The sequence below is a fragment of the Acinetobacter sp. Gutcm_16 genome, from assembly GCF_028649355.1.
Classification (GTDB): domain Bacteria; phylum Pseudomonadota; class Gammaproteobacteria; order Pseudomonadales; family Moraxellaceae; genus Acinetobacter; species Acinetobacter johnsonii.
On the sequence record NZ_JAQSUV010000036.1, the window covers coordinates 311,991 to 338,695 of the forward strand.

General features: G+C 43.6%; 23 protein-coding genes and 1 riboswitch. Of the genes, 6 read left to right on the top strand and 17 right to left on the bottom strand.

All coding sequences use genetic code 11. From position 1 onward, the window contains the following. Positions 1-92 precede the first annotated feature (92 nt). The 7 genes from guaB to PTT44_RS15080 form a co-directional block, all read right to left on the bottom strand. Positions 93-1,559: an IMP dehydrogenase gene (gene guaB, locus PTT44_RS15050; protein WP_168158726.1), complete on the bottom strand. Its 1,467-nt coding sequence runs from the start codon at positions 1,557-1,559 to the stop codon at positions 93-95. Between the two features lie 225 nt (positions 1,560-1,784). Further along, positions 1,785-2,150, bottom strand: coding sequence for a YkgJ family cysteine cluster protein (locus PTT44_RS15055; protein ID WP_168158727.1), 366 nt, complete (start codon positions 2,148-2,150; stop codon positions 1,785-1,787). Positions 2,151-2,243: 93 nt separating this feature from the next. Next, positions 2,244-3,041 (bottom strand): MBL fold metallo-hydrolase, encoded by a 798-nt coding sequence (locus PTT44_RS15060; protein ID WP_062031972.1) that lies wholly within the window; start codon positions 3,039-3,041, stop codon positions 2,244-2,246. A 182-nt stretch (positions 3,042-3,223) separates the two neighbouring features. Further along, positions 3,224-3,799: a TMEM165/GDT1 family protein gene (locus PTT44_RS15065; RefSeq protein WP_168158728.1), complete on the bottom strand. Its 576-nt coding sequence runs from the start codon at positions 3,797-3,799 to the stop codon at positions 3,224-3,226. A 75-nt stretch (positions 3,800-3,874) separates the two neighbouring features. Next, positions 3,875-4,024: riboswitch (yybP-ykoY riboswitch) on the bottom strand. A 139-nt stretch (positions 4,025-4,163) separates the two neighbouring features. After that, positions 4,164-6,125, bottom strand: a complete 1,962-nt coding sequence (locus PTT44_RS15070; RefSeq protein ID WP_168158729.1) for a 2-oxo acid dehydrogenase subunit E2 — start codon at positions 6,123-6,125, stop codon at positions 4,164-4,166. 2 nt (positions 6,126-6,127) lie between these two features. Continuing rightward, entirely contained in the window at positions 6,128-8,830 is a 2,703-nt protein-coding gene (gene aceE / locus PTT44_RS15075) for a pyruvate dehydrogenase (acetyl-transferring), homodimeric type (protein ID WP_168158730.1), read from the bottom strand. A 277-nt stretch (positions 8,831-9,107) separates the two neighbouring features. Further along, complete coding sequence (locus PTT44_RS15080) at positions 9,108-9,791, bottom strand: M23 family metallopeptidase (protein ID WP_125280667.1); 684 nt, start codon at positions 9,789-9,791, stop codon at positions 9,108-9,110. A 108-nt stretch (positions 9,792-9,899) separates the two neighbouring features. Here PTT44_RS15080 and PTT44_RS15085 point away from each other — a divergent pair, with 108 nt between their 5' ends. Continuing rightward, positions 9,900-10,340 carry a hypothetical protein gene (locus PTT44_RS15085; protein WP_058870506.1) on the top strand — a complete coding sequence of 147 codons (441 nt, stop codon included), beginning with the start codon at positions 9,900-9,902 and terminating at the stop codon, positions 10,338-10,340. Positions 10,341-10,437: 97 nt separating this feature from the next. Here PTT44_RS15085 and lpxC read toward each other — a convergent pair whose 3' ends face one another. From lpxC to PTT44_RS15130, 9 genes are all read right to left on the bottom strand, one after another. Beyond that, the gene (gene lpxC, locus PTT44_RS15090) at positions 10,438-11,340 is read right to left on the bottom strand and encodes a UDP-3-O-acyl-N-acetylglucosamine deacetylase (protein WP_062031958.1); all 903 of its coding nucleotides are present in this window, start codon (positions 11,338-11,340) and stop codon (positions 10,438-10,440) included. A 123-nt stretch (positions 11,341-11,463) separates the two neighbouring features. Continuing rightward, positions 11,464-12,660: a cell division protein FtsZ gene (gene ftsZ, locus PTT44_RS15095; RefSeq protein ID WP_168158731.1), complete on the bottom strand. Its 1,197-nt coding sequence runs from the start codon at positions 12,658-12,660 to the stop codon at positions 11,464-11,466. Positions 12,661-12,823: 163 nt separating this feature from the next. Further along, positions 12,824-14,086, bottom strand: coding sequence for a cell division protein FtsA (ftsA, locus tag PTT44_RS15100; RefSeq protein WP_004691727.1), 1,263 nt, complete (start codon positions 14,084-14,086; stop codon positions 12,824-12,826). Between the two features lie 66 nt (positions 14,087-14,152). Further along, complete coding sequence (locus PTT44_RS15105) at positions 14,153-15,007, bottom strand: cell division protein FtsQ/DivIB (protein ID WP_168158732.1); 855 nt, start codon at positions 15,005-15,007, stop codon at positions 14,153-14,155. After that, a complete protein-coding gene (locus PTT44_RS15110) occupies positions 15,008-15,937 on the bottom strand; it encodes a D-alanine--D-alanine ligase (RefSeq protein WP_004978280.1) in 930 nt (309 codons plus the stop codon). It lies immediately after the preceding gene. Positions 15,938-15,993: 56 nt separating this feature from the next. Beyond that, complete coding sequence (murC, locus tag PTT44_RS15115; RefSeq protein ID WP_004691731.1) at positions 15,994-17,442, bottom strand: UDP-N-acetylmuramate--L-alanine ligase; 1,449 nt, start codon at positions 17,440-17,442, stop codon at positions 15,994-15,996. Positions 17,443-17,454: 12 nt separating this feature from the next. Further along, positions 17,455-18,552, bottom strand: coding sequence for an undecaprenyldiphospho-muramoylpentapeptide beta-N-acetylglucosaminyltransferase (murG, locus tag PTT44_RS15120; protein WP_168158733.1), 1,098 nt, complete (start codon positions 18,550-18,552; stop codon positions 17,455-17,457). 480 nt (positions 18,553-19,032) lie between these two features. Then, complete coding sequence (gshB, locus tag PTT44_RS15125) at positions 19,033-19,977, bottom strand: glutathione synthase (protein ID WP_058870511.1); 945 nt, start codon at positions 19,975-19,977, stop codon at positions 19,033-19,035. Between the two features lie 215 nt (positions 19,978-20,192). Next, a complete protein-coding gene (locus PTT44_RS15130; RefSeq protein WP_114392646.1) occupies positions 20,193-20,675 on the bottom strand; it encodes a glutathione peroxidase in 483 nt (160 codons plus the stop codon). A gap of 181 nt (positions 20,676-20,856) precedes the next feature. Here PTT44_RS15130 and PTT44_RS15135 point away from each other — a divergent pair, with 181 nt between their 5' ends. The 4 genes from PTT44_RS15135 to PTT44_RS15150 all read left to right on the top strand — a co-directional run bounded on the left by PTT44_RS15135 (position 20,857) and on the right by PTT44_RS15150 (position 24,991). Continuing rightward, entirely contained in the window at positions 20,857-21,309 is a 453-nt protein-coding gene (locus PTT44_RS15135) for a MarR family winged helix-turn-helix transcriptional regulator (protein ID WP_168158734.1), read from the top strand. After that, positions 21,310-21,507, top strand: a complete 198-nt coding sequence (locus tag PTT44_RS15140; RefSeq protein WP_168158735.1) for a DUF3565 domain-containing protein — start codon at positions 21,310-21,312, stop codon at positions 21,505-21,507. It begins immediately after the preceding gene. A gap of 199 nt (positions 21,508-21,706) precedes the next feature. Next, the gene (locus PTT44_RS15145; RefSeq protein WP_435781932.1) at positions 21,707-23,941 is read left to right on the top strand and encodes a TonB-dependent receptor; all 2,235 of its coding nucleotides are present in this window, start codon (positions 21,707-21,709) and stop codon (positions 23,939-23,941) included. Positions 23,942-24,130: 189 nt separating this feature from the next. Continuing rightward, positions 24,131-24,991, top strand: a complete 861-nt coding sequence (locus tag PTT44_RS15150; RefSeq protein WP_168158737.1) for a methylated-DNA--[protein]-cysteine S-methyltransferase — start codon at positions 24,131-24,133, stop codon at positions 24,989-24,991. Between the two features lie 37 nt (positions 24,992-25,028). Here PTT44_RS15150 and pyrE read toward each other — a convergent pair whose 3' ends face one another. Beyond that, complete coding sequence (gene pyrE, locus PTT44_RS15155; protein ID WP_159128640.1) at positions 25,029-25,679, bottom strand: orotate phosphoribosyltransferase; 651 nt, start codon at positions 25,677-25,679, stop codon at positions 25,029-25,031. A gap of 39 nt (positions 25,680-25,718) precedes the next feature. Here pyrE and PTT44_RS15160 point away from each other — a divergent pair, with 39 nt between their 5' ends. Beyond that, positions 25,719-26,537 carry an exodeoxyribonuclease III gene (locus PTT44_RS15160; protein ID WP_062031929.1) on the top strand — a complete coding sequence of 273 codons (819 nt, stop codon included), beginning with the start codon at positions 25,719-25,721 and terminating at the stop codon, positions 26,535-26,537. The last annotated feature ends 168 nt before the right edge of the window (positions 26,538-26,705 follow it).

The window sequence follows — 26,705 nt, forward strand, 5'->3', positions numbered from 1 at the left end:
TCATCACTTTTTTACTCACGACACTTTACACCAAAACGAAAAAGCCGTCATAAAAATGACGGCTTTTACATTCAACAATTCGTATAACTTTATTAGCCAACGCGATAGTTTGGTGCTTCTTTGGTAATCGTTACGTCATGAACATGTGACTCAGACATACCTGCCGAAGTAATTTTCACAAACTTCGCATTTTGACGAAGATCTTCAATCACAGATGAACCCGTATAACCCATAGAAGAACGTAAACCGCCCATCATTTGGTGCACGATGTTACCCATTGGCCCTTTGTATGGCACACGACCTTCGATCCCTTCAGGAACAAGTTTCTCAGCACCTGCTTTAGAGTCTTGGAAATAACGATCCGCAGAACCTGTTGCTCCTGCCATCGCGCCCAATGAACCCATACCACGATACGCTTTATAGTAACGACCTTGGAAGAATTCCACTTCACCTGGCGCTTCTTCAGTCCCAGCAAGGAGTGAACCAACCATAATCGTACTCGCACCCGCGCCAATCGCTTTCGCCATGTCACCAGAGAAACGAATACCACCATCGGCGATCAATGGAATTTGATCTTTCAGTGCATTGGCAACGCTATCAATTGCAGAAATCTGCGGCATACCAATACCCGCCACAATACGCGTGGTACAAATTGAACCTGGGCCGATACCGACTTTGACCGCATCTGCACCTGCATCAAGAAGTGCCAATGCAGCATCCCCAGTTGCAATATTACCGCCAATCACTTGGACTTGTGGGTAATTCGCTTTCACCCAACGCACACGCTCGATCACACCCGCAGAGTGACCATGCGCCGTATCTACGACAATCGCATCTACACCCGCATCAACCAAAGCTTCTACACGGCTTGGTGTTTCTACACCTGTACCGACTGCAGCACCTACGCGTAAGCGACCAAGGTCATCTTTACAGCTACTTGGATAGCTTTCCGCTTTACGAAAATCAGTGACTGTAATTAAGCCTTTAAGTTCGTTGTGTTCTCCAACGACCAAAACTTTTTCAATGCGGTGCTTTTGCAGTAAAGCTTGAATATTTTCTTTCGATTCACCTTCACGAACAGTCACAAGGCGGTCTTGACCAGTCATGATGTTGCTTACAGGTTGCTCAAGGTTCGTTTCAAAGCGTGTATCGCGACCTGTGACAATACCGACCACTTTGCCATCTTTCACAACAGGCACACCGCTGATGTTGTTGGCTTGAGTAATCGAGATCAATTCGCGTACTGTGGTTTCAGGTGTCACAGTGATTGGATCTTTCACCATCCCTGCTTCAAATTTTTTCACACGACGGACTTCTGCAGCTTGTGCAGCAATATCCATGTTCTTGTGCAAAATACCAATACCACCGTTTTGCGCCATCGCAATCGCCATACGTGATTCAGTCACCGTATCCATTGCTGCTGAAACAAGGGGGATATTTAAATTAATGCCGCGCGTGAATCGTGTCTTTAATGAGACATCTTTTGGGAGAACAGTAGAATAGGCAGGGAGTAATAGGACATCATCAAAAGTTAACGCGTCTTGAACGATGGTCAACATGGCAGTCTCACTGGTAATTTCCGTGCGCTATTATAAACAAATATGAACTTAAATTTCATTTCAATTGAAAATTTATTTTTTTATCTTAGAAAATAAAGTGATAAAACCTATATTTTATTTGAACTCTTCATTTTCACCTTTATTTTTTTATTTCTTGTTTTGAGATGGATTTTATTTACTTTAAAAAAACTCAAAAAAGCAGAGCCTTAACTCTGCTTCTAACGATTAACAGACTTGATCAAAACCTTCATCGTTGACGGCAATGCTCGCTTCCAATTGCACAAATGGAATCATATTGTGCGCACGTCGCGCTTTGTTGCATTGATCATCAGCGATTTGCACTTCTTTACATGAAGAGCTACGTTGTTCATACATCCCACAACTCACCTGCTCACCAATGGTGCCTTGCAGTGCGATACAGCGTGGGCTGGCTTGATTGGTTCCAACCATACATGAATACACAGCCGTCACTGGCTCTGTGTAATGTTCAGGCATGGAGATGCCTTCAGCCCAGTAAAATGAGACTCTAAAAAAGGCACAACATGCCCCGCAGCTTAAACAGGCATCTTCCGTTGGAACTTGAGACAACATCCTTTATATTCTCATTTTCAAAAACTTTTTTGGAAGAAAATATTAAAAAAATTGTGGTTGCCAAACAAGCAAAATTTACGACTATTTTGTCACTTAAGTTGGACAGGTAAAAACACTCTCATCCATCAAGTCTGTACCGCACTCCAAAGTCTCAATCCAATCTAAAAATTGATGAATCTGCTCGTGCCCAATAAACGGTGTCCCATGCTGCGGTACAATCATTTCAACATCCATGGTGCGGACCATATTGACCCATAAACGAATCACTTTGTTATTGCACATATAGCGCTGATGAAACCCTTTCATTTTAGGAATATGCGCAGCAAAGTTTTCCAAAGGTTTTGAGGCATCATCCACCATCGATGCCCCCATATCGCCTGAAAATAGAATCTTGGCAATCGGGTCATAAAACTGAAAATTACCTACCGAATGTAGAAAATGGGCAGGCACAGCAATAATCGAAGACTGCCCCAACGTAATCACCTGACCGTGGTCTGGTAGCTCCACTAAACGATCCAGCCAGTTACCTTTCATCCGCTCACTCATAAAGGCAGAGTTCAAGTGAGGTAAAAAGCGTGCCCAAAGTTTAGAAGCCACCACTTTCGCTTCGGTATAGACCAACCAACGCGGCATTGAGGTAATAATGTCGGGGTCTTGGTGTGAGGCCATCACAAAATCAAGATTGGTCAAACGCGTATATTTATTCAACTCCATGGTCAGCGGCACATAGGTTAAATCACCACCCGGATCTAAGACCGCAGCACGCTCATGGTCAATAATTAAAAACTGATTTGCCTGTACACCCTCGCCTTTGACCAAGCTGGTAAAGCTAATACACTTGTGTGTGCCATCATCATATAAAACCTGTGACGTTGTGCGGTCAAATGCCATGCCCATCCCCTCAAAATGCTGTTTTTCTTAAAAGACTTTTTAATACCTACAACATATATGGATTTACACAAACTTACAATGCATTTGCGACCAATATCATTTGATATATCAATAAATTGAAGATCATTTTTCAATAAAAAATCCCGATTTTTTAAGTCGGGATTCTTATTTTCTACGGTAAATTAGAAGAAATAATGCTGTACAAGTGTCGCAATACCAATGACCAAGAAAATGGCCGCACCAATTTTATGAATTAAGGCAATTGGCAACCTGGTCGCCAACTTATCGCCAATAAAGACCGCTGGCGCATTAGCCAACATCATCCCTAAAGTCGTACCCAACATCACCCAAACTATACTGTCAAAACGTGCCGCTAAAGCCACTGTCGCAATTTGGGTTTTATCACCAATTTCGGCCAAAAAGAACAACACAAACGTTGCGCCAAATACCCCTAGTTTCTGCCATTTCTTAATGCTGCCTGACTCATCATCCAACTGATCAGGAATCAACATCCAACCTGCCATAGCAATGAAACCAATCGAGAGAATCCAGATCAGCGCATCAGGGCTTAAAACTGTGGTGATCCATTGGCCTAAAACAGCAGAGACACCATGGTTAATAATGGTCGCCAGCAAAATAGCCAATAGAATTGGGACGGGTTTACGGAAACGTGCAGCAAGTAACAATGCAAGCAGTTGGGTCTTATCGCCCATTTCAGCTAAAGCCACGATGGCTGTGGAGAGGAGGAATTCATACATGATGTCTTTCTCTGGCTAGCATAACAAATACCAATGACTCACCGCTCCTGCTAGCCAAAAATCTGCAGAGTGGTAAATCAAAGGTCTTGCCAACAAAAGAAAGCTCTTTAGAAGCTCATTTGGTTCTTTGCTATGATGACCATGCTCGTTTTAGAGCAAATATGTTGATCATCACCTGTTCTTAGGAACAGCGGCTACTCCCCAATGAAGTAACACCATGTTAGGCGAAAATATGTTTTTTGGCAATCTATAAATACAAAAGACCCTGCCGAAGCAGGGTCTTTATTGAGGTATTTTTGCAGTGCTTCCAGCCGCTATTTTTCTCTTGTGAGAAGAGAGAATAGCAGGGCTAAAAGCTAGATCATCAGATCAGCAAAGTACGGATGTCTTTCAACAACTTGGTCAGCTTATTGGTAAAGCGCGCTGCATCAGCCCCATTAATCACACGGTGGTCATAAGACAAAGACAACGGCAACATCAGACGTGGATCAAAACCTTGACCATTCCATACTGGCTGCATGGTTGCTGGTGAAATACCTAAAATGGCCACCTGAGGCCAGTTTACCAATGGCGTGAACGCTGTACCACCAATACTGCCTAAGCTCGTAATCGTGAAATTCGCACCTTGCAAGTCTTTCGGTGAAAGTTTCTTATCACGGGCTTTTTGACCCAACACACCCAATTCCACCGCAATTTGCTTAATGGTTTTCTGATCTGGGTTACGTAACACTGGAACCGTCAAGCCATCAGGGGTTGCCACAGCAATCCCCATATGGATTTCATTACGTAACAGTACTGACTTACCATCGTCCGACAGGTGACCTGCAAACTCACGCTCTTCTTTCAACAAGTGCGCAACCGCTTTGATGATGAACGCCATAATCGTCAGACTGATGCCTTCTTTCTTAAAGTTGCCTTTCAGGTCATTACGCCATGCTTCAAGCTCAGTAATATCAGCCGAATCGAACTGAGTCACTTGTGGAATATAGTTGTTTAAAGATAACTGCGGAATAGAGACTTGTTGCAGACGTGTCAGCACTTTCTCTTCTACACCACCAAACGCACTAAAGTCAGGCAGTTTCGGTAAGCCCGCGGCAGCAACAACCGTCGCAGCAGATGCAGTTTGCGGTGCTGTTAAGCGACCTTTCACATAAGCAAAAATGTCATCTTTCATTAAACGTGCATGCGGCCCAGAGGCTTTTACTTCTGCCAGCACCACGCCCAATTCACGCGCCAGTTTACGTACCGCAGGACCCGCGTAGACTTTAGCATTGGCTGCATTTTGCTCTTTGGTCAGCTTATCTGCACCTTGAACTGCTGGTACAGTAGATGCCACCACTGGTGTAGTTACAGCTGGAGCCGCTGTAGGTTTCGTTGGTGTCTGAGCAACAGCTTGAGTCGTTGGTGCAGGGGCTTGACCCTCCGCTTCAATGGTCACCAAAGCCACACCTTCCGATACATTTTGTCCCAATGCAACATGAATGGCTTTAATCACACCCGCTGTTGTACTTGGAACTTCAACCGTTGCTTTGTCTGATTCAACCACGATGATACTTTGGTCTTTTTCAACCGTATCACCTACTGACACTAAAATTTCAGCAACAGCCGCTTTGTCTACGCCCAAGTCAGGCACTGCAATTTCAACTGCACCTGCAGGCGCAGCAGCGGCTTGTGGCGCCGCTTCAGCAGGCTGAGCTTCAATGGCTTGAGGTGCTGCAACTGGCGTAGGCTCAGCAGTCACTGGTGCAACTGACACTGCTGTTTTTACAGTAAGGATCACTACGCCTTCTTTAACACTGTCGCCGACGTGAACGCTAATCGATTCCACTGTGCCTGAAATCGTACTCGGGACTTCCACAGTCGCTTTGTCTGACTCAACCACAAGGATGCTTTGATCAACGTCAATTTGATCGCCAACTGACACCAAAATTTCACCAACGGTTGCTTTTTCCACACCAATATCTGGCACTTGCACATCAATCACTTGTGATGCTGTAGTCGCAGCGGGTGCAACCGTTTCAGCAACAGCAGCGGATGCAGGCTTTTCTTCAACTTGAACAGCTTCAGCCTGTACTTGTGCCGCTGACGCTTCAGTTTGCCCCTCAGCTTCTAGCTCAATGAGCGCTGCACCTTCGGCAACCGAGTCACCCAAGCTCACCAAAATACTTTTCACCACCCCAGCTGAAGTGCTTGGCACTTCAACAGAAGCTTTGTCGGATTCAAGTAAAATAATGCTGTCATCGACACTAATGCGATCACCGACTTTTACTAAGATTTCAGCGACGGTCGCCTTATCTACACCAATATCAGGAGTCGTAATTTGCATGATTATTTCTCCTCTTTGTAGTCTGCAACAGCATGCACTTCAGGTGTTGCTTGCGGTGCCCACGCCACAGGACGATCGGTATCTAATTCAAAATTAGAAATGGCATCTTTGACTAAGCGTGCATCCACTTCACCTTCATCTGCTAATTTTTTCAAGGTTGCAACCACAATATGTGCAGCATCAACACCGAAGTAACTACGCAGGTTGGCACGAGTATCTGAGCGACCATAACCATCTGTACCCAATGCAACAAATGGGCGACCATCTGGCAGATACGCACGGATTTGTTCGCTATAAGCACGCATATGATCTGTTGCAGAAACAACAATACCAGCTTTGCTACGCAACTGCTGAGATACCCAAGCTTCTTTCACATCTTCAGTTACAGGGTGTAAGCGGTTGTATTCTTCACATGCCATACCATCACGTGCTAATTCGTTAAAGCTAGTCACGCTCCACACGTTTGAGTGAATTTGGTATTCATCACGTAAAATTTTCGCAGCTTTAATCACTTCACGCAGAATTACACCTGAACCCAACAGCTGAACAGTAGCTTTTTCATCTTCTTGGAACAGATACATACCACGTTTGATGCCTTCCTCAGCGCCTACTGGCATTTCAGGGTGCTCATAGTTTTCGTTCATTACGGTTAAGTAATAGAACACACGCTCTTGGTTCACATACATACGTTGTAAACCGTCATGCACGATCACCGCCAATTCATAACCGAAACATGGGTCATAAGACACGCAGTTTGGAATGGTGTTCGCAAGGATGTGTGAGTGGCCGTCTTGGTGTTGTAAGCCTTCACCGTTCAGTGTGGTACGACCAGCAGTTGCACCTAGCAAGAAGCCCTGCGCTTGAGCATCACCTGCTGCCCATGCAATATCACCAATACGTTGGAAACCAAACATCGAGTAGTACATGTACATTGGAATCATTGGCAAGTTATTGGTTGAATAACTGGTTGCCAACGCTGCCCATGCGCTCATCGCACCAGCTTCGTTAATCCCTTCTTGTAACATGTGACCGTCTTTGGCTTCACGGTAATGCATCAATTGTTCTTGGTCTTCTGGGGTATATTTCTGACCATGCGCAGCATAAATACCCAACTGACGGAACATACCTTCTAAACCAAACGTACGCGCTTCATCAGGAACAATTGGCACCACACGGTCTTTAATCGCTTTTTCTTTCAATAACGAAGAAATTAAACGCACCATGACCATGGTGGTCGATTGCTCTTTACCTGCAGAACCTTTGAGTACCGCATCGAATACCGATAACTCAGGAATCGCCAGCTGCTCGCTTTCTTTACGACGTGCAGGCAAGTAACCACCCAAAGCCTCGCGACGCGCCTTCATGTATTTCAATTCTGGCGAGTTTTCACTTGGACGATAGAATGGAACTTCTTCAAGTTGCGCATCGGTAAACGGCAAGTTGAAACGGTTACGCACATACTTCAACGAATCAATTTGCATTTTCTTGATTTGATGCGTTTTGTTGACCGCTTCAATTTCTTCAGATAAGCCATAACCTTTGACTGTTTTCGCAAGGATGACCGTCGGCTGACCTTTGGCTTTCATGGCTTCCGCATAGGCTGCAAAGACTTTATACGGGTCATGACCACCACGGTTTAGGTTATCAATATCCTCATCACTAAGGTCTTTGATTAATTCTTTCGCTTCAGGATATTTACCAAAGAATTTCTCACGCGTGTACGCACCGCCTTTCACTTGGTAGCGTTGGTAATCACCATCCACCGCTTCTTCCATTACTGCTTTTAAAGCGCCAGTGCTATCTTTAGCTAGTAGTGGATCCCAATGACGACCCCATACCACTTTAATGACACGCCAGCCTGCACCACGGAATAGAGATTCTAATTCTTGAATGATTTTGCCGTTACCACGTACTGGGCCATCCAGACGTTGTAAGTTACAGTTCACCACCCAGATCAAGTTATCGAGTTTTTCACGTCCAGCCAGTGAGATTGCACCTGTACTTTCAGGCTCGTCCATCTCACCATCGCCTAGATACGCCCAGACTTTACGGTCTTCTTCTTTAATCAAACCACGGTTCATCAAATACTTTTGAATATGTGCTTGATAAATCGACATGATTGGCCCTAGACCCATCGATACGGTCGGGAACTGCCAATAGTCAGGCATTAAATACGGGTGCGGATACGAAGGTAAACCAATCCCCCCGACTTCGCGGCGGAAGTTATTCAAATGCTCTTCAGTTAAACGACCTTCAAGGAATGAACGTGCATAGATGCCCGGTGCACAGTGACCTTGATAATAGATCATATCCCCGCCAAAATTGTCGTTATTGGCACGGAAAAAGTGGTTAAAGCCAACATCATATAAAGTTGCTGAAGATGCAAAGCTGGCCAAGTGACCACCTAAATCATCACCCGTTTTATTGGCACGAAGTACCATCGCTAGCGCATTCCAACGAATCAATGCACGGATACGACGCTCCATGTCTTGATCGCCTGGCATTGCAGGTTCTTCAGCCACTGAAATTGTATTTAAATAAGGCGTGTTTAAACGCTGAATAGGGACATGTTTAGCGATGGCTTGTTGATACAGTTTTTCCAATAGAAAAGCTGCACGCTCAGTCCCCATGTGTTGTAAAACGGAGTCAAACGCATCTTGCCATTCTTGCGTTTCTTGCGCGTCAGTATCACCATAAAACGCCATAATTCACCTATTTCGATATCCTAATCTTATACGTTAATATGTATCATACTTTCGTCCTATAAGAGTATCGCCACAGCTGAATATGGCTGAGCCATACTATTTAGCAACTAAATAGTCATTGACCATTCGTTACCCAAGATAACAAAAAACCGCCAATTTAGGCGGTTTTTTATACATTTAATGCTATTTTTTGATGCTAACTTAGATTTCGTCAGAGCTGTATTCCTTTTTCAAGCATCAGACCAACGGTAAGTTCGGATCATCGATCAAATCGGGATTAAGGCAACATGGCTAGATAAGTCGATGGGTTTTTGCGTTGACCATCTTTAACTACTTCATAGTGTAAATGTGGGCCAGTACAACGACCTGTACAACCAACATTAGCAATATGTTCACCCGCGTCTACACGGTCGCCAACACGAGCGATTAAACGTGATGCATGAGCATAGCGCGTGATATAACCATTGCCATGGTTAATTTCAACATATTGACCATAGCCCGTACCCCAACCTGACTTGGTCACAATCCCTGGGCCTGTCGCATAAATCGGTGTACCGCTTGGCGCAGCAAGATCTAGACCTGAGTGGCGCTCAGCACGACCATTCATTGTACGGCCACCGTAACTTGAGCTAACACGTGCACTTGGAAGCGGGTGTGTCACTAACCACGAATATGGATTATTTGAAAAACTTTTTGCAGAGGATTCCGAACCGTATTTTTTCGCCAGTGAAGCGTTGTTGAGCTCAACCGTTTTCTCACGTAGTTTCACGGACATTTTCGTTTCGGCAGGGATATCAATATCATTCGATTCGGTATAAGCGCCTTCCGATAAAGTGCGTGTCAATTGCTCAATTCGATCCGAAGAAGCATTATTTGTATTGAGTTCTACCAAATCAGCGAAGGCTACTGAAGCAGCCGATGCCGCAAAAGAAAAAGCCAACAAAATACGTCGCATATGCATAAAAAACCTCTTAAAACTGTTCTTACGAATGTTTCTTGCGTGATCTCGTCCTTGATATCTACCGAAAGAAGCGCATAAGATTAAGACATTAACATGAAGGAAATATGTATGTCCGAACCAGTGAATCTCTTTCAACAAACCAGAAAACACATAAAAACAGGAAACTTAACGTTTCTCTCAAAGCAAGTGACTGCATGGCAGAAACTTACAAAACTGATTCAACCTATCCTACCGCAACCAGAGCAGTGGCAAGTTGTTTGTTATCAATATGGTATTTTGACGATTACCGGCGAAAATCAAGCGATGATTAGTCAACTTGGTTACCTTCAAAAACAATATATTGCACAACTATCGGAACTTGATGAGTTTAAAGACCTACAAAAACTCCAAGTTCGTTTGAGAATCCCCTCTCAAACACCCGCAAAGATACAATCTATTTCAAGATCGTTAAGCACAGAAACTCAAGACTTAATTCGAGGTGCTGCTGACTTTGTGAGCGACCCTAAGCTTAGCCAAGCAATGCGCCGTTTGGCAAGCAAAAAAAAGTAACCTCGTCTCGACCCGCTTCAGAATTGCGTTTTTAAAATGATAAATTCATCACATTTATTATTGTTACAATATAACATCACATAATAAAGACAATGACTTAAGTCACACTCACATAAGGAATTGGACACTGATCTTCGTCATTAAATGTTACAATTTCATAGCTGCTTGGATCACTTTGGACATTGCGCAATAATTGATTATTCAAAGCATGCCCAGACTTATATCCATCAAATTTGGCAATAATTTGGTGACCGAGCAAGTAAAGATCCCCCACCGCATCTAATATTTTGTGACGAACAAATTCATCTGAGAAGCGTAAACCTTCTTCATTCACCACACCGGTTTCATCGACGCCAATGGCATTGTCTAAACTTGCCCCCAAAGCGAGATTATTGGCTTTGAGGTAGTCCAAATCTTTCATAAAACCAAAAGTACGGGCTTCGCTGACTTCATAAACAAAGGTTTCGGTTGAAAAATCGATCGTGGCAGACTGATATTCTTTCTTAAAAGCAGGATGATCGAAGTCAATGGTGAAATTGAGTTGAAAACCTTCATGCGGGCGGAAAATGGCGCGTTTGTCGTCGATGAGAGCTTCTACAGGTTTGAGTATTTTTATAAATTTTTTAGGGGCATCCAATTCTTTGAGGCCACCTTGCATCAGTAAGTAAATAAACGGACCTGCACTGCCATCCATAATTGGGACTTCAGAGGCAGACACTTCAATGATCAAGTTATCAATACCTAGACCTGCAATTGCACTCATAACATGTTCAATCGTACCGACTTTGGCATCTTCTTGAACTAGGTTGGAACACATGAAGGCTTCTTGGATCAACATCGCATTTGCACGAATGTCGACGGGTGGATTGAGATCGATACGACGAAACACAATTCCTCCGTCCGCATGATGTGGCACAAAGTTAATTAAGACTTTTTGACCACTATGCAAACCAATGCCGCTTGCTTTTACGACACGTTGTAGAGTTCTTTGTTTCAACATGTTTCATATCATCTCACCACTAAACCGCTATACGTTAGCATATTTAGCCATTGATAAAAAACAAAAAGGTAGTCATAGACTACCTTTTCTTCATCACATGTGGCTTAACCACATAGACAAATACTACTTACGTTGTTGATTTTTCAAGTAATCTTGAATACTCATTGGTGTTGGACGTGCAGCACTCACTGTCGATGCAGAGCTTGCTGCAGCAGCCACGTCTTGGTTCTGACGCTGGATTGCAGGCACATCATCATCTTCAACAACCGCTTGCGTTGCATGCCCATGTTGTGCTACCTGCACATGTGTATTTGGACGCTTCACTGGCTCAGCAGAATCTGCTGAATTTCGAGTCAAACCTGTTGCAATGACAGTGACACTGATTTCATCGCGCGCATCTGGATCAAATACGGTGCCATAGAAGACTTGGCCTTCATCTAGATCGACAATTTGGTTCACAACGTCGGTAATTTCTTCGATTTCACCAAACGTAACGTCATCACCACCCGTCACATTAATCAGAATCCCTTTGGCATTCATAATGGTGACGTTATCCAGCAATGGACTACGGATCGCTTGCTCAGCCGCTTGGCGTGCACGGTTTTCACCACGACCTAAACCCGCACCCATCATGGCATAACCACGTGTGCTCATCGCAGTTTTCAAGTCAGCAAAGTCAAGGTTAATATGACCTGGGCGCACCACCAAATCAAAGATACTACGGACCGCATTTAATAAGACATCATCCGCTTTTTTGTAAGCATCTTTCATTGAGATGTCACGGAAAACTTTTAACAAACGTTGGTTTGGAATGATGATTAAAGAATCTACATGCGCTTCTAATGCTTCAATGCCTTGCTCAGCAGACTGAAGACGACGTTTACCTTCAAAGTTAAACGGTGTCGTTACTACGCCTACGGTTAAAATGCCCATTTCTTTGGCAATTTCAGCAACCACTGGCGCAGCACCTGTACCTGTACCACCGCCCATACCAGCAGTGACAAACACCATGTCAGTACCTTCAAGGTGCTGACGAATCAAGTCACGACTTTCTTCAGCCGCTGCTTGACCTACATTTGGATTGGCGCCCGCACCCAAGCCACGGGTACTTTGCTCACCCAACTGGATTTTGAATTGTGCATTCATACGGTCTAGCGCTTGCTTGTCCGTATTGGCACATACAAATTTTACACCTTGAATATCTGACTCAAGCATGTGTTGTACGGCGTTACCACCTGCACCACCAACACCAAACACAGTAAAACGGGCTTGACCGTTGCTATCGGTTTGATCATCTTCTAAAAATTCAAATGAGGCCATGACCTATAGATTTCCTAATTCGTTATTGGCAGTCACTTAAGCCCGTATACTGCCTTGATCTTAATAAACAAAATTGCTTTTAAGCATGCTGTGCAAGCCATAGCTTGTCAAGTTTAAGCGATGCGTTGTACAACTTCTTAACAATATTCCAAAAAAATTCAACTTAAAAAACAGATTTCAGCTTTTCATTGAGTCCAGACCAAGCACGTCCAACGCGTTTAATCAGAGACAGTTTTTCTGTATCTTCTGGTTCCACTATGGTTTCTTGTGTTTCGCTCTGACTAAACATCAACAAACCTGCAGCAGTGGCATACTGAGAGCGACGCAGTGCGGCAATATTTTGCTCATCTGCTGTCACTTGCACAGGTGGATTACCCAAATGTGCAGACACACCCAACATACGACGAGTCAGCGTCACCATACCTTCGATTTGACTGGCATCACCAGTTAACACCACACCATGATACAAACCATGAATCGCACCATTACGCTCTAGCTCTTGGCGAACTTGGCCTAAGATTTCTTCATAACGCGCAATCACGATTTCAGTCAGCTCAATACGACTAATCGTTTGCGGACCATCAATCCCTTGGATCTGAATCATATGGTCCGGTTTAACCGACTTAATGTCGACACACCCATAGAGTAATTTAATTCGTTCCGCTTCTTCAGTGGTGGTTTGTAACACAGCAGCAATATCACGGGTGACATGCTCGCCACCACGCTGCAAAGTATGTGTCAACGCCAAACGACCATCCAAATACACCGCAATGTTGGTGGTACCTGCACCAATATCGACTAAACAGACGCCATACTCTTTTTCATCTTTGAGTAGGCTCGCTTCTGCCGTTGCCAGACAAGACACCACCAGTTTCTCCACCCCGATGTTCGCGCCTTTTAAGGCCCGATCAAGGTTTTGCATGGTACTAATTGGTAACATCATCAACTGATAATGACCAATCATGCTGTGTGCAGACATCCGTATTGGGTTTTGTACCCACTCAGTGGAGTCATCCAACTCAAAGCCCAGTGGAACAGCACTAACCAAATAATGATCCGAGGTCATGTGGCTGGCTTTGGCCAACTCTAATGCACGAACCACTTCACTTGTTGTAATTGTATGGTCAGTATTCTCAACTGGCGTTCGTCCAGATGCATAAAAGCTTTTTAACTCGGCACTTGGGATTGAGACCCACGCGGAATGGACACGGCATTCAGCCATATCTTCTGCTTCTTGCACGGCATTTTTTATCGCTGTAATGACTTTATCAAGACTTACAATTTTTCCTTTATTCATGCCTCGGTTACGAGCAGTTGCCATTCCTATCACTTGGATATTGTCTGGCGCATGTACCTTACCAATCAAAACTGAAACTTTGTGCGTCCCAATGTCAATCGCAACAACTGAGGGAACCGCTTCATTCATTATTTACTACTACCATCACATGTTTGTTTAATTTATGGCTTTATGCCTCTGTTTTAAAGCCAAGTATTATGGCTTTGCTGCTGCTCCACCTGCAATGCTTGTGTCATCAATCGTTACAACAAAATGACCATTTGCTATCTTTGGTGCGGCAGCATTCTTCCATTGGATGGCCAAGCCATTTCGATAACGCAAATCAATGGCAGATACTTTGGCCCAAACTGGCTTCAAATCACTTTGAGCCAAATAACTCAAACGTTGCAGCTTACTCATGGTTTGATCCTGATCTACGATAACACGTAAACCTGAATCGAACTGCATAAACCAAGTCATACGCTCCGTTAAATATAATTCTTTTAAACGGAGATTGACTGGCTGGAATAATTGATTAATTTCATTATAACGGCGCATCATCATTTTAGACTGACTGATTGGGCCGTGTAATAAAGGCAAATTCTGATTATTTTTCGGTGTCACTTCGCTAAATACGTCACCACTGTCACTTAAGAGACGCCCTGTCCCCCAACGTGCAATTGCATGCCGAGGCATGACGCGAACGCGAATCGCATTCGGCCATGCCCGCGAAACCACCACACGATCGACCCAAGCCAGCTCTAAAGTACGATCACGAATTTCTTCTAAATCTGAGGTGAAATAATTATGAGCAATGGCTGGTGAAACATGTTCCATCACCTGATTTTTTTCCGCCTCAGAACGTACACCTACCACATCAAGTTCGGCCACACGTGCATCTGTCATGACTTGATATAAGCCATAAATACCAACCAACAGCACCGCCACAGCAACGACCAACATCACCCAACCACCGAAGTTGGCAAGCTTTTCCTTACGCGTCGGTGGTTTATCATGTATCGAAGTAATCGCTGCGCGTTTACGGCGCATAGAAGCGGGTAATTGCGCCATTTAGTGAGCCGCACCTGTCAGTGTTTGCTCTAAAATTTGGACACAAAGCGCATCAAAGCTATAACCCACTGCATTTGCTGCTTTTGGTACCAAAGAGTGACTGGTCATCCCAGGTACGGTGTTCACCTCTAGCAACCAGAAATTGCCTTGCTCATCTTGCATCGCATCTATACGGCCCCAACCACTTGCACCCACCGCTTGGAATGCACGGAGGCAAAGCGCTTGCAACTTTTGCTCTTCTTCAGCGCTTAAGCCACACGGAATTCCGTATTCCACATCATTACGTTGATATTTCGCTTCATAATCATAAAAAGCCACATCTGCAGGCGGTTGTAGGCGAATCACAGGTAGCGGTTGACCATTTAAAAATGAAATCGTGAATTCACGTCCCGTAATCCATTTTTCAGCCATTACCACAGCATCGTGTTGGGTCGCTTTGGCAATTGCCGCTGCCAAGTCTTCTGCTTTTTCGACTTTACTCATGCCGACACTTGAACCTTCGTGTACCGGCTTGATAATCAGTGGAAGACCCAAATTCGCCACCACTTCAGCTAAATCTGACTCTTGGCTAATGATGCGATAGGGTGCTGTCGGTAAGTCTGAACCCTGCCAAACTTGCTTGGTTTTAACTTTATCCATCCCAATAGCAGAACCCTGTACGCCTGTTCCGGTATACGGGATATTGAGCCACTCTAAGACCCCTTGGATTTGACCATCTTCCCCACCGCGACCATGTAACACAATAAACGCACGGTCATAACCGACCAATTCCGTCACACTACGCTCTTGCGGGTCAAAAGCTTCTGCATTTACACCCGAACGAACCAATGCTTCAAGTACAGCTGCACCACTATCTAGAGAAACCTCACGCTCAGCAGACTTACCACCAAGCAACACCGCTACTTTGCCGAATTTTGAAGCATTTGACACGTTGATATCCTTAAACTTTATGACTGTTTTATTCATTGAGTAATCACAAAACGTGATTATTTTAAATATAAATGATTGCTTGCAAGCTCAACCGAGATAGCCCCCACATTACCTGCGCCTTGCGTCAATAACAAGTCATCCGCTTGTAACACTTTTTTCAACGCATGCTGCAAATTACCTTCGACCGGATCGATCAAAATCGGCTCTACATCGCCACGTAAACGAATACTACGCGCCAATGAACGGCTGTCTGCACCCACAATCGGCTTTTCGCCCGCAGGATAGACTTCAAGCAGCAACAACTGATCGACATGTGACAATACATCCACAAAGTCATCGAAACAGTCACGGGTACGGCTAAAACGGTGCGGCTGAAACATCATCACTAAACGACGGTCTGGATGGCTTGCACGTGCAGCTTTAATGGTCGCTTCAACTTCTTTAGGATGGTGACCATAGTCATCCACCAATTTTACATTGCCGCCTTCGATGTCAAATTCACCTTGGACTTGGAAACGACGACCTACACCGCTGAAACTTTCCAACGCACGTGCAATCGCAGCATCAGACACACCTTCATCAGTTGCAATACCGATCGCTGCAAGTGCATTTAAAATATTATGCAAACCCGGCAAATTAATGGTTAAACGCAAAGGCTCACGATCTTTACGCAATACGGTAAAGTGCGACTGCATACCTTCTTGTTCAATATCCACTGCACGAATGTCATTGTCTTCGTTAAAACCATACGTGATCAATGGACGACCAATGCGCGGCATGATTTCACGAATGTTAGCATCATCTCCACATACCACAGCCAAGCCGTAAAATGGTAGTTTTTGTAAGAACTGCACAAAGGTATCTTTTAAGACATCGAAACTACCACCATAGGTGTCCATATGGTCTGCATCAATATTGGTCACGATGGTAGCCATCGGTTGCAAATGCAGGAATGATGCATCTGACTCATCTGCCTCTGCCACGATAAAACGACTCGCACCCAGCGCAGCATTCACACCGGTACGGTTCAGCAACCCACCAATCACATAAGTTGGATCGAGATTTTCTTCTGCCAACATGCACGTGACTAGACTTGTGGTCGTGGTTTTACCATGTGTTCCCGCAACTGCAATCCCATGACGGTAGCGCATCAGCTCACCGAGCATTTCTGCACGGCGCACCACAGGTGTACGCGTTTCAATAGCCGCTTTAATTTCTGGGTTTTCTGCATCAATTGCAGTCGACACCACAATCACGTTTGCCCCTTGAATATTTTCAGCCGTATGCCCGATATAGACTTTGATGCCGTTTTCTTCAAGCTGAGCCGTGGTTTTTGATGCCTTGATATCTGAACCTGAGACTTTGTAACCTTGGTTCTTTAACACTTCGGCAATACCACACATACCTGCACCACCAATCCCAATAAAATGGATGTGCTTAATACGGCGCATTTCTGGCACTTTAATTAACTTTTTTGCTTGATCAGCAGGCGTAGATGGCGACATAAAATACTCGGTTTACAATGCTTGAATTAAACGAACCACATGTTGGGTTGCATCGGGTTGTGCTTGCTGACGTGCTTTCACTGCCATTTCAGACAATAACTGACGGTTCATCAAGGGTAATAATAATGCTTTTAAACTCTCGGGCGTCATGCTTGCTTGCGGGCAAATTTTGGCTGCACCAATATTGGCTAAAAACCTTGCATTGGCCGTTTGGTGATCATCTACTGCACTTGGCAGTGGAACAAAAACCGCAGCCACACCCGCAGTCGCAATCTCGGTCACGGTTAACGCCCCAGCACGGCAAATAATTAAATCGGCATCGCTATAAGCTTGGGCCATATCTTCAATAAAAGGGTGGACTTCAACCTGAAGCTGTTCAGGGGCATTGGCATAACGCGCTTGGGTCGCATCTGCATGGTTTTGACCACACTGATGATAAACGCTTAACGGCACATTCAATTGCTTCAATGCTTCAGGAACACGCTCATTTAACGCTTGTGCACCCAACGAGCCACCCACAATTAAAACTCGAAGCGTAGCTCCAGCTTTTTCACGTTCTTGATAACGCCAAGACGGATTTAAAATTTCCGTAATCTCTTTGCGGACGGGATTACCCGTGGTCACAATTTTATCTTGTGCCACAAAGGTGTTTGGAAAAGCCTGACACACTGTTTTGGCAATACGTGATAACTGCGTATTGGTAAATCCAGCAATCGCATTCTGCTCATGAATAATCACAGGAATACCCAGTGCGCGCGCAGCCAATCCACCTGGCCCAGCGACATAACCCCCAAAGCCCGCGACGGCATCGATTTTGAGCTTCCTCATGTAACGCATTGCACTTAAAGTGGCTTTTAAAATTTTAAAGGGTGCCAATACTTTGCGGACTAAGCCATTGCCGCGCACACCTTGAATATCAATTTGATAAATTGGGATATCATGATTTTTAAGCAGGCGATTTTCCATACCTGTAGGCGTAGCAAGCCACGAGACTTGGCAGCCTTGTTGCTGTAATTCCTTAGCCACAGCAAGTGCTGGAAAAACATGCCCGCCCGTTCCGGCAGCCATCATCATTACATGTTTCGGCTTTGTTTGTGTTGCTTCGGTCACAGTCTAATTCTTCAATTCTAAAAATATGGAAACAAAATTCAATTTTAAGCGATCAATTGTAATCACAAACGCATAACCGCGAAAGATTATTTACTTTTTTTCAACAGGCATTTGATTGTTTTTTTCTACTGATTTTCAAGTTTAAACTAGATTTGTTATCAGATGTGCATTTTTACTCAAACTACAGCACACAATCAGGCTCGACAGCGCAATTGGCTATATTTAAAAATAAAACAATGAAGCTGATTCGAATCAATTATTTAACATCATTCCAAAGCCCAATCCGCTTCATTTTAGCACCTAGAAATACAATCTGAGTGCATACATTTGAGTAGGATGAAAATTTGTAGTGTCTAGCAACATAATCCGCTTTATTTTCAACCAAATTTATACACTTTGCAGCAAAGTACACTTCTATGTCAAAACCGACCACCTCCATGAAGTAAAAAAGGAACCATTTCAGGTTCCTTTTCTGTCGTTTTAGCTAGCTTTGCCTGCTTCCAAGACATCAAATAAATCATCGGCAATCGAGGTACCAAATTGCGCATCAATCTCACGAATACAGGTTGGACTGGTGACATTAATCTCGGTCACATAATTGCCAATCACATCAAGTCCGACAAAAACCAAACCTTTTTCACGTAAGAAGGGTCCCACTTTTGCAGCAATGGCCTTGTCATTCTCAGTCAAAGGACGTGCTTGACCCAAACCACCTGCGGCCAAATTCCCACGCACTTCACCGTTTTGTGGAATACGCGCCAAGCAATACGGAATCGGTTCACCATTGACCAGCAAAATACGCTTATCCCCTTCCACAATTTCAGGAATATAACGCTGCGCCATAATCGGACGTGTGCCCATCTCCGTCAACATTTCCAAAGTTGAGCCAATGTTCACACCATCTTGATATAAACGGAAAATTCCCATACCCCCCATACCATCAAGCGGCTTCACAATCACATCACCATGTTCTTTGATAAATTCACGAATGAGGCTTTGTTGTGAAGTCACCAATGTAGGCACTTGGAGTTCGGGGAACTGCGTGGCAAACAGTTTTTCATTACAATCACGTAAGGACTGTGGTTTGTTGATAATCCACGCACCTTCACGTTCCGCTTGTTCCAAAATATAGGTGGTGTAGACAAAGTTCATGTCGAACGGTGGATCTTTACGCATCAAGATCACATCGTAATCAGCCAAGGACTCTTTTTGCTGTTCGCCCAACTCAAAATAATGATCGTAGTCTTCAAACACTTTTAAGGGAGAAATCAAACCAAAGGCTTTGCCTTGATCAATATATAAATCGTGTTGTAATGCATAACCCAACTCATGTCCGCGACGGCTTGCGGCCCATAACATGGCCATGGTGGAATCTTTTTTCAGATTCACCGTTTCAATCGGGTCCATCACTACCAGTACACGCATAATTCTCACGCTCATATTTTTTAAACTTGGCAAAAAGTATAACGAAGTTTTCAGGTTTGGGTGCAACAAGTTGTGTAATAATTAAAGATCAAAAAATCTATTTTATTCAAATAACTACAACACATTACAGTAATAAATCAGATGCTAACTGCTCGATACAACAAAGGAAGTATGCGCCTATTACCACACGGCAGCTCCTTTCCACACCTTCTCTATTAAGCCAAAAGACGTTGAATATCCTTAGCAATTTTTTCAGGTTTAACAATTGGCGCATAGCGTTTCACCACCTGCCCTTTTTGGTTAATGAGAAACTTAGTGAAATTCCATTTGATGCTTTGGCTACCTAAAATGCCTTTAGCTTCAGTGGTTAAATACTGATACAGCGGATGCGCTGTAGGCCCATTCACGTCAACTTTGGCAAACATTGGGAAAGAGACTCCATAGTTACGCTGACAAAAGCTGCCGATCTCTTCATTACTCGCAGGGTCTTGCTGCGCAAATTGGTTGCAGGGAAAGCCTAAAACCAACAGACCTTGCTGTTGATAGTCCTGATATAACTTTTCCAAGCCTTCAAATTGCGGGGTTAAACCACATTGGCTGGCGGTATTCACCACCAATAAAACCTTGCCCTGATAATCGGCCAGATTTTTTTGCTCGCCTTCTAACAGTTCAGCCTGAAAATCATAAATTGTGTTCATTACATCTCTTCCATTTATCAAAATGTCATTAATTAAAGTCGCTTCAAGCACTGAACCGACTTCATCCGAAAAATAATATCGCACACAATTAACTTGTGCACAATATTATTATGCGCAATATACTTTCATCCCTATTTCATTTATACTGCTTTACAGACATTAACACCCAAGGACATGCAATATGGCGGACACCCCACTTTTAGAAAACCGCGTGTGTTTTGCCATGTATTCCGCAACGAATGCCATGGTTCGTCAATACCGTCCACGCTTACAGGTTTACGATCTGACCTATCCGCAATTTATTGTTTTGTTGGCTTTATACGAGCAGGACAATGTGACGCTGACCGAGATTGGACAAAAAACTTTTTTTGACTCAGGCACCTTAACCCCGATTATTAAAAAACTAGAAGAAAAACAGTTTTTAAAGCGTGTTGCTGTCAAAGAAGATGAACGTATGAAAAAAGTCGTTCTGCTGGAAAAAGCACTCTTAGCCAAAGATAAAATTATGGCCATTCCATTTGAGCTGGCGTGTTATTTAGGTCTAGATCCCGATGATTTGGTAGCCATCCATCAACTGTGTCAGCGTTTTTTAAACGGCTTAGAACAGCCTCAACACGTCAGTCGAGATACTTAAGTGCAACAAGCGATTGTCGGTTTTCATCTCGATGCAGAACATCATTGGGTGGCGGAGCTTGCCTGTGGCCACACACAACATGTCCGCCATACTCCACCGTGGCAAAACCGCCCTTGGGTACAAACTGAGCAAGGACGCCAAGAAAAAATAGGCATTCTTTTAAGCTGTAAAAAATGCATGGAAAATGCACAAAAATAATTCTTTTACATTTTCTTCAAATTTTAATGCTTATTTATCAATTTTTTAGAAAAATTAAAAAGCCTGTACAGCTGTACTTTTCAACCCAGTAAAACTATGTAAAAAAAATGAATATTACCGTAAGTCTTGTTCATTTTTGGTAAATGATTATACTTCTCATTTTTATTGGCAATTCACTCTCTCCGAGCCTTAAATCATGATGAAATTTTCACCACAGCCGCTTTGTGGTTCTAACCTATTCAAATATAGCCTTCTCAGCTTTATGATTTTAAATGCGCATGCAGCCTATGCGGATGAAGCGACACTACAAAATAATGAGAACCCCTCCTCTCAAGCGACGACAAACAAATCGAACACAACAGCAGTTCTGCCTACCTTGAAAATTGAGGCAATGAGTGAACTTGATCCAATCAAAAGCTATGTCGATTATGATCAGGCCAATGTCACACGAAATGGGTTAAAGAAAAAAGATATTCCTCAAACCATCGATACCATCGATGTACAGAAATATAAAATCTATGGCTCTAACGACCTCAGTGTGATGCTACAAGGCACACCGGGAGTATCCACCAGCTACGATACGCGTGGTGATGGCATCACCCTCCGTGGTTTCTCTGCCGACTCGGGTGATATTTACCGTGATGGTATTCGTGAAAGTGGCCAAGTACGTCGCAGCACATCCAACATTGAACGGATCGAAATTTTAAAAGGCCCTGCCTCGGTACTTTACGGTCGTAGTGCTGGCGGTGGTGTGATCAATATGGTGAGTAAATACGCCAACTTTGACTCGAAAAGTTCCGTCGGTACTTACGTAGGCTCATATGATAACTACGGTGCAACAGCAGATATTAACCAAGTGTTGAATGACAATTGGGCTGTCCGTTTAACAGGTGAATACGGTGAAGCGGATAGTTTCCGTTCAGGCATTGATAGTAAAATTGAAATGATCTCGCCAAGTTTCACTTATAAAAATGATGATGAAACCCTCACGTGGACCACACAATATACTTATGACAAATTAAATCGAACCCCTGACCGCGGGCCTTCTTATAGTAACTTACCCGCGGGTGTTTCAATCAAGACTGGCTTTGCTCAAGAAGGCGATTTTATTGAAGATGAATTACAAGTTATTCGTACTGATGTGAAATATCAATATGCGCCAAATTGGAATTTCCACTGGGCGCTCAGTTATCGCCAAGCTTATCAGAACTTTGACAACTTCTTTGGTGGTACCTATTGCAATAACAATCTCACTTTAGAAGCAACACCAAAAGCATGTACTTGGAATGGTTACATACGTCAAAGCTATGCATGGCAAGAAACCATGAATAAGACCATTACCAATACTTTTGATATTTCTGGCTCATTCAAAACTGGAGCTATAGAACATCAACTCCTCGTCGGTGCAGATGTCAGCCGTGAAGACCGTTCACCAAAACTAGGAAATTACTCAAGTGGTACAGGTGTTCCTCGCTACTATGGTTTTATTAACCCTTACAATCCAGCAGACCAATATAATACGTTACCAAGCTCAGAACGTCTCCCTGTAACCTCTGATAATCATCACGTAGGTGAGTCAATGGGGTTCTTTGCTCAAGATTTAATTAGCCTGACACCTAAACTTAAAATGATGTTAGGTATGCGCTATGATCAGTACAATTTCAAATCGACCAATCATATCCAGAACCTTTCAAAACAATATGATGATACGACCTTCAGCCCTAATATTGGCTTTGTATGGCAACCATCAGAACAACACAGTTTTTATACTTCATACAATAAAAGCTTCGCCCCTTATGGAGGTCGTGGCAATATTTCTGTTGATGTTAATACTGATCCTAAATACTATGATGCTGAACCTCAATACAATGAACAATATGAAATTGGGGTTAAGAGTGATTGGTTAGACCAACGCTTAAACACACAACTTTCTGTTTATGACATTCGTAAAAAGAATATTCGTTATCAACCTGATTCAAAAGAACAACCTTTCCTTTGGTCCGTAGGTGGTGAACATCAAGCCAAAGGTTTAGAGTTCAGCTTCATCGGTCGTGTACTGGACAACGTATTTGTCCGTGGTGGTTATGGTTATACCGATACTGAAGTGAAAAAGGATAAGGAAAAACCAGAGAATGTAGGGAATGCATTAGCAAATGCCTCTAAAAACACAGGCAACCTGTTTGTGCGCTACTTACCTACAGAAAAACTCTACGGTGAAGTTGGCGTAACTTATGTCGGCTCTTACTATCCAAACATCAATAACTTGACCAAGATGGATGGTTTCAATCGTGTCGATGCAGCCATTGGTTATAGTGCTGATCCATGGAACGTGACTTTAGCTGTCAGCAACTTGACCAATAAAGAATACTGGCGTTCGGACTCCATGCCAGGCACACCACGTAGCTTCCTCATACGTTTGAACTACCAGTTCTAAACCCCCTTTAGTTAAAACACCATCTCAAGCGGAACAGGTCACTGTTCCGCTTTTTTCTGCTTACCAAGGGCCGACTATGCCAATCAATAAATGCTTTGAGCCTTTTGTTATAAAGCGCAAGAAACGGATTTTCAGGCCTCGCTGGATTTGTTAGTGTTTTCTTAAGTTAAATGATTTCCGCGAGTAATCATGACAGAACATAGCAATTACGCACGTGTGGCAAAGGCAATTGAATACATTGAACAAAACTTCAAACAGCAACCCAGTTTGGCTGAGATTGCAGAACACGTTCATTTAAGTCCTACACATTTTCAGCGTATCTTTAGCGAATGGGCAGGCATTAGCCCGAAGAAATTTCTACAATATATTAGTGTGGAATATGCAAAGTCGGTTTTGAAAAATCACACAGAAAATAATATTTTTGCAGCAACTTTTGACACTGGCCTTTCCAGTACCAGCCGATTGCATGATTTATTTGTCCAAATCGAAGGTATGACGCCCGCAGAATATAAACAGGGCGGTGAAGCACTCCACATTCACTATAGTTTTGCCGAAACCATTTTTGGCTCCGTCATTATTGCCTCGACCCCTAAAGGGATTTGTCATATGGCCTTTACCGAAGTAGATCGGGATGCATTGGTCTATCTGAAAAAACAGTTCCCACGTGCGACATTTATTGAAGATCAGGATGAATTACAACGCAAAGCGCTCGCAATTTTTCAGCACGATCAAAACAGCCTATCAGAGATTAAACTGCATCTGAAAGGCACCGACTTTCAGCTCAAGGTGTGGCAAAGTCTGCTTAAAATTCCCATGGGGCAGCTCAGCAGTTATGCGCATATTGCCCAAGAGATTGGGCAAGAGCGTGCCTCACGAGCAGTCGGAACAGCAATTGGCAGTAATCCCGTTGCCTTTTTAATCCCATGCCATCGGGTCATTCAGTCTTCAGGACAACGTGGCGGCTATATGTGGGGGACGACACGTAAAACCGCGATGATTGGTTGGGAAGGTGCGCATAGCCAAACGCCAACCGAAAGAGAGAGCGAATAAAAAAGGAAGCCGAAGCTTCCCTTTTTTGTTTCAACGCTTAAACGCCATATTTCACGCGATAGGCTTCCATTTTTGCTAAAGCCTCTGTCTCACCTTTAGCCTCTAAATAATTCATCAAATCTTTCATGGTCACCAATGCATGCACAGGAATTTCCAATTCTTTTTGGACTTCTTGAATCGCAGACAGTTCACCTTGACCTTTTTCTTGGCGGTCTAATGCCACCAACACACCTGCAATCTGCGCACCTGCATTTTTCAAAATGGTGACTACTTCACGGATCGCTGTCCCCGCAGTAATCACATCATCAATAATCCAGACTTTTTTGCCTGTAACGGATGCACCAACCAAAACCCCGCCTTCACCATGATCTTTGGCTTCTTTACGGTTAAACCCCCAAGGTACACTCACCCCATGATTTTGTGACAAAGCCACAGCTGTTGCAGCAACAAAAGGAATCCCTTTGTACGCAGGACCAAAGATGACCTCAACATTGTTGCATTCTGTCAGTTTGGCTGCATAGCCAGACGCCAGTAATGACAAGGCTTCACCGTCATTGAGTAGACCTGCATTAAAAAAATAAGGACTCACACGACCCGATTTTAAAGTAAACTCACCAAATTTAAGCACGCCACGTGATAATGCGAGTTCGATAAAAGCTTGAGGGTTAAATGTCGCTTGCGTTGTCATGCGGTGCTCCGTATTTTCAAATTGAGGTAAGACTTGCGCATGATACCAAAGAGTAGCTATCCAAGTGATCAAAAAATTTTACGTGTAGTTTCAATTAACGTAAATGGTCTACGTTCTGCAGAAAAAAAAGGGATTTTTGATTGGATTGCCACATCAGATGCTGATGTGATTTGCATGCAAGAATCTCGCATCACCCACGAACAATGGACCGATAAATTTAAACCTGAAGGTTGGCATACTCACCTGTTCCCTGCTGAACGTCCAGGGTATGCTGGCACTGCTATTTATAGCCGTTTACCGTTTGTTTCAGTCACGGATGGACTTGGTTTTGAATTGGCCGATTCTCAAGGCCGCTTTATTTCGGCTGAGTTTGACTTAGGCTTAGACCAAAACGTGCATATTTGTTCACTCTATTTACCATCGGGTTCTTCTGGTGAAGAGGCACAAGTACGTAAAGACCACTTCTTAGAAGAATACAAACAAATTTTGAAACAATGGCGTGATGAAAATAAATCCGTGATTGTCTGTGGTGACTACAACATCGTGCATAAACGCATCGACATTAAAAACTGGTCAGGCAACCAAAAAGCCTCAGGCTGCTTACCACACGAACGCGCTTGGCTCGATCATATTTATGATGAACTCGGCTATGTCGATACTTTCCGTGAAGTGCGTCCAGAAGCTGAGCTTTATTCTTGGTGGTCAAACCGAGGACAAGCTCGTGCGAAGAACGTAGGCTGGCGCATTGACTATCAAGCGTGCTCACCTGACTGGAAAGCCCGTACAGTCAATGCTTGGGTCTATAAAGAAACATGGTTTAGCGACCATGCACCTGTCATTATTGACTACAAAATCTAGAAAAATTTAAGTATTTAGCTCATATTAAGTGAACAACTGTTTACTGAATATGAGTTTTTAACCTACATTATCTGCCGTTTTTTGAGTCTTTTTCTGATCAATCAATCAGTGCATTATGTTTCCACGGCAAAGGGACGATGTCAGGATGACAGCACAAGGACAGGACGC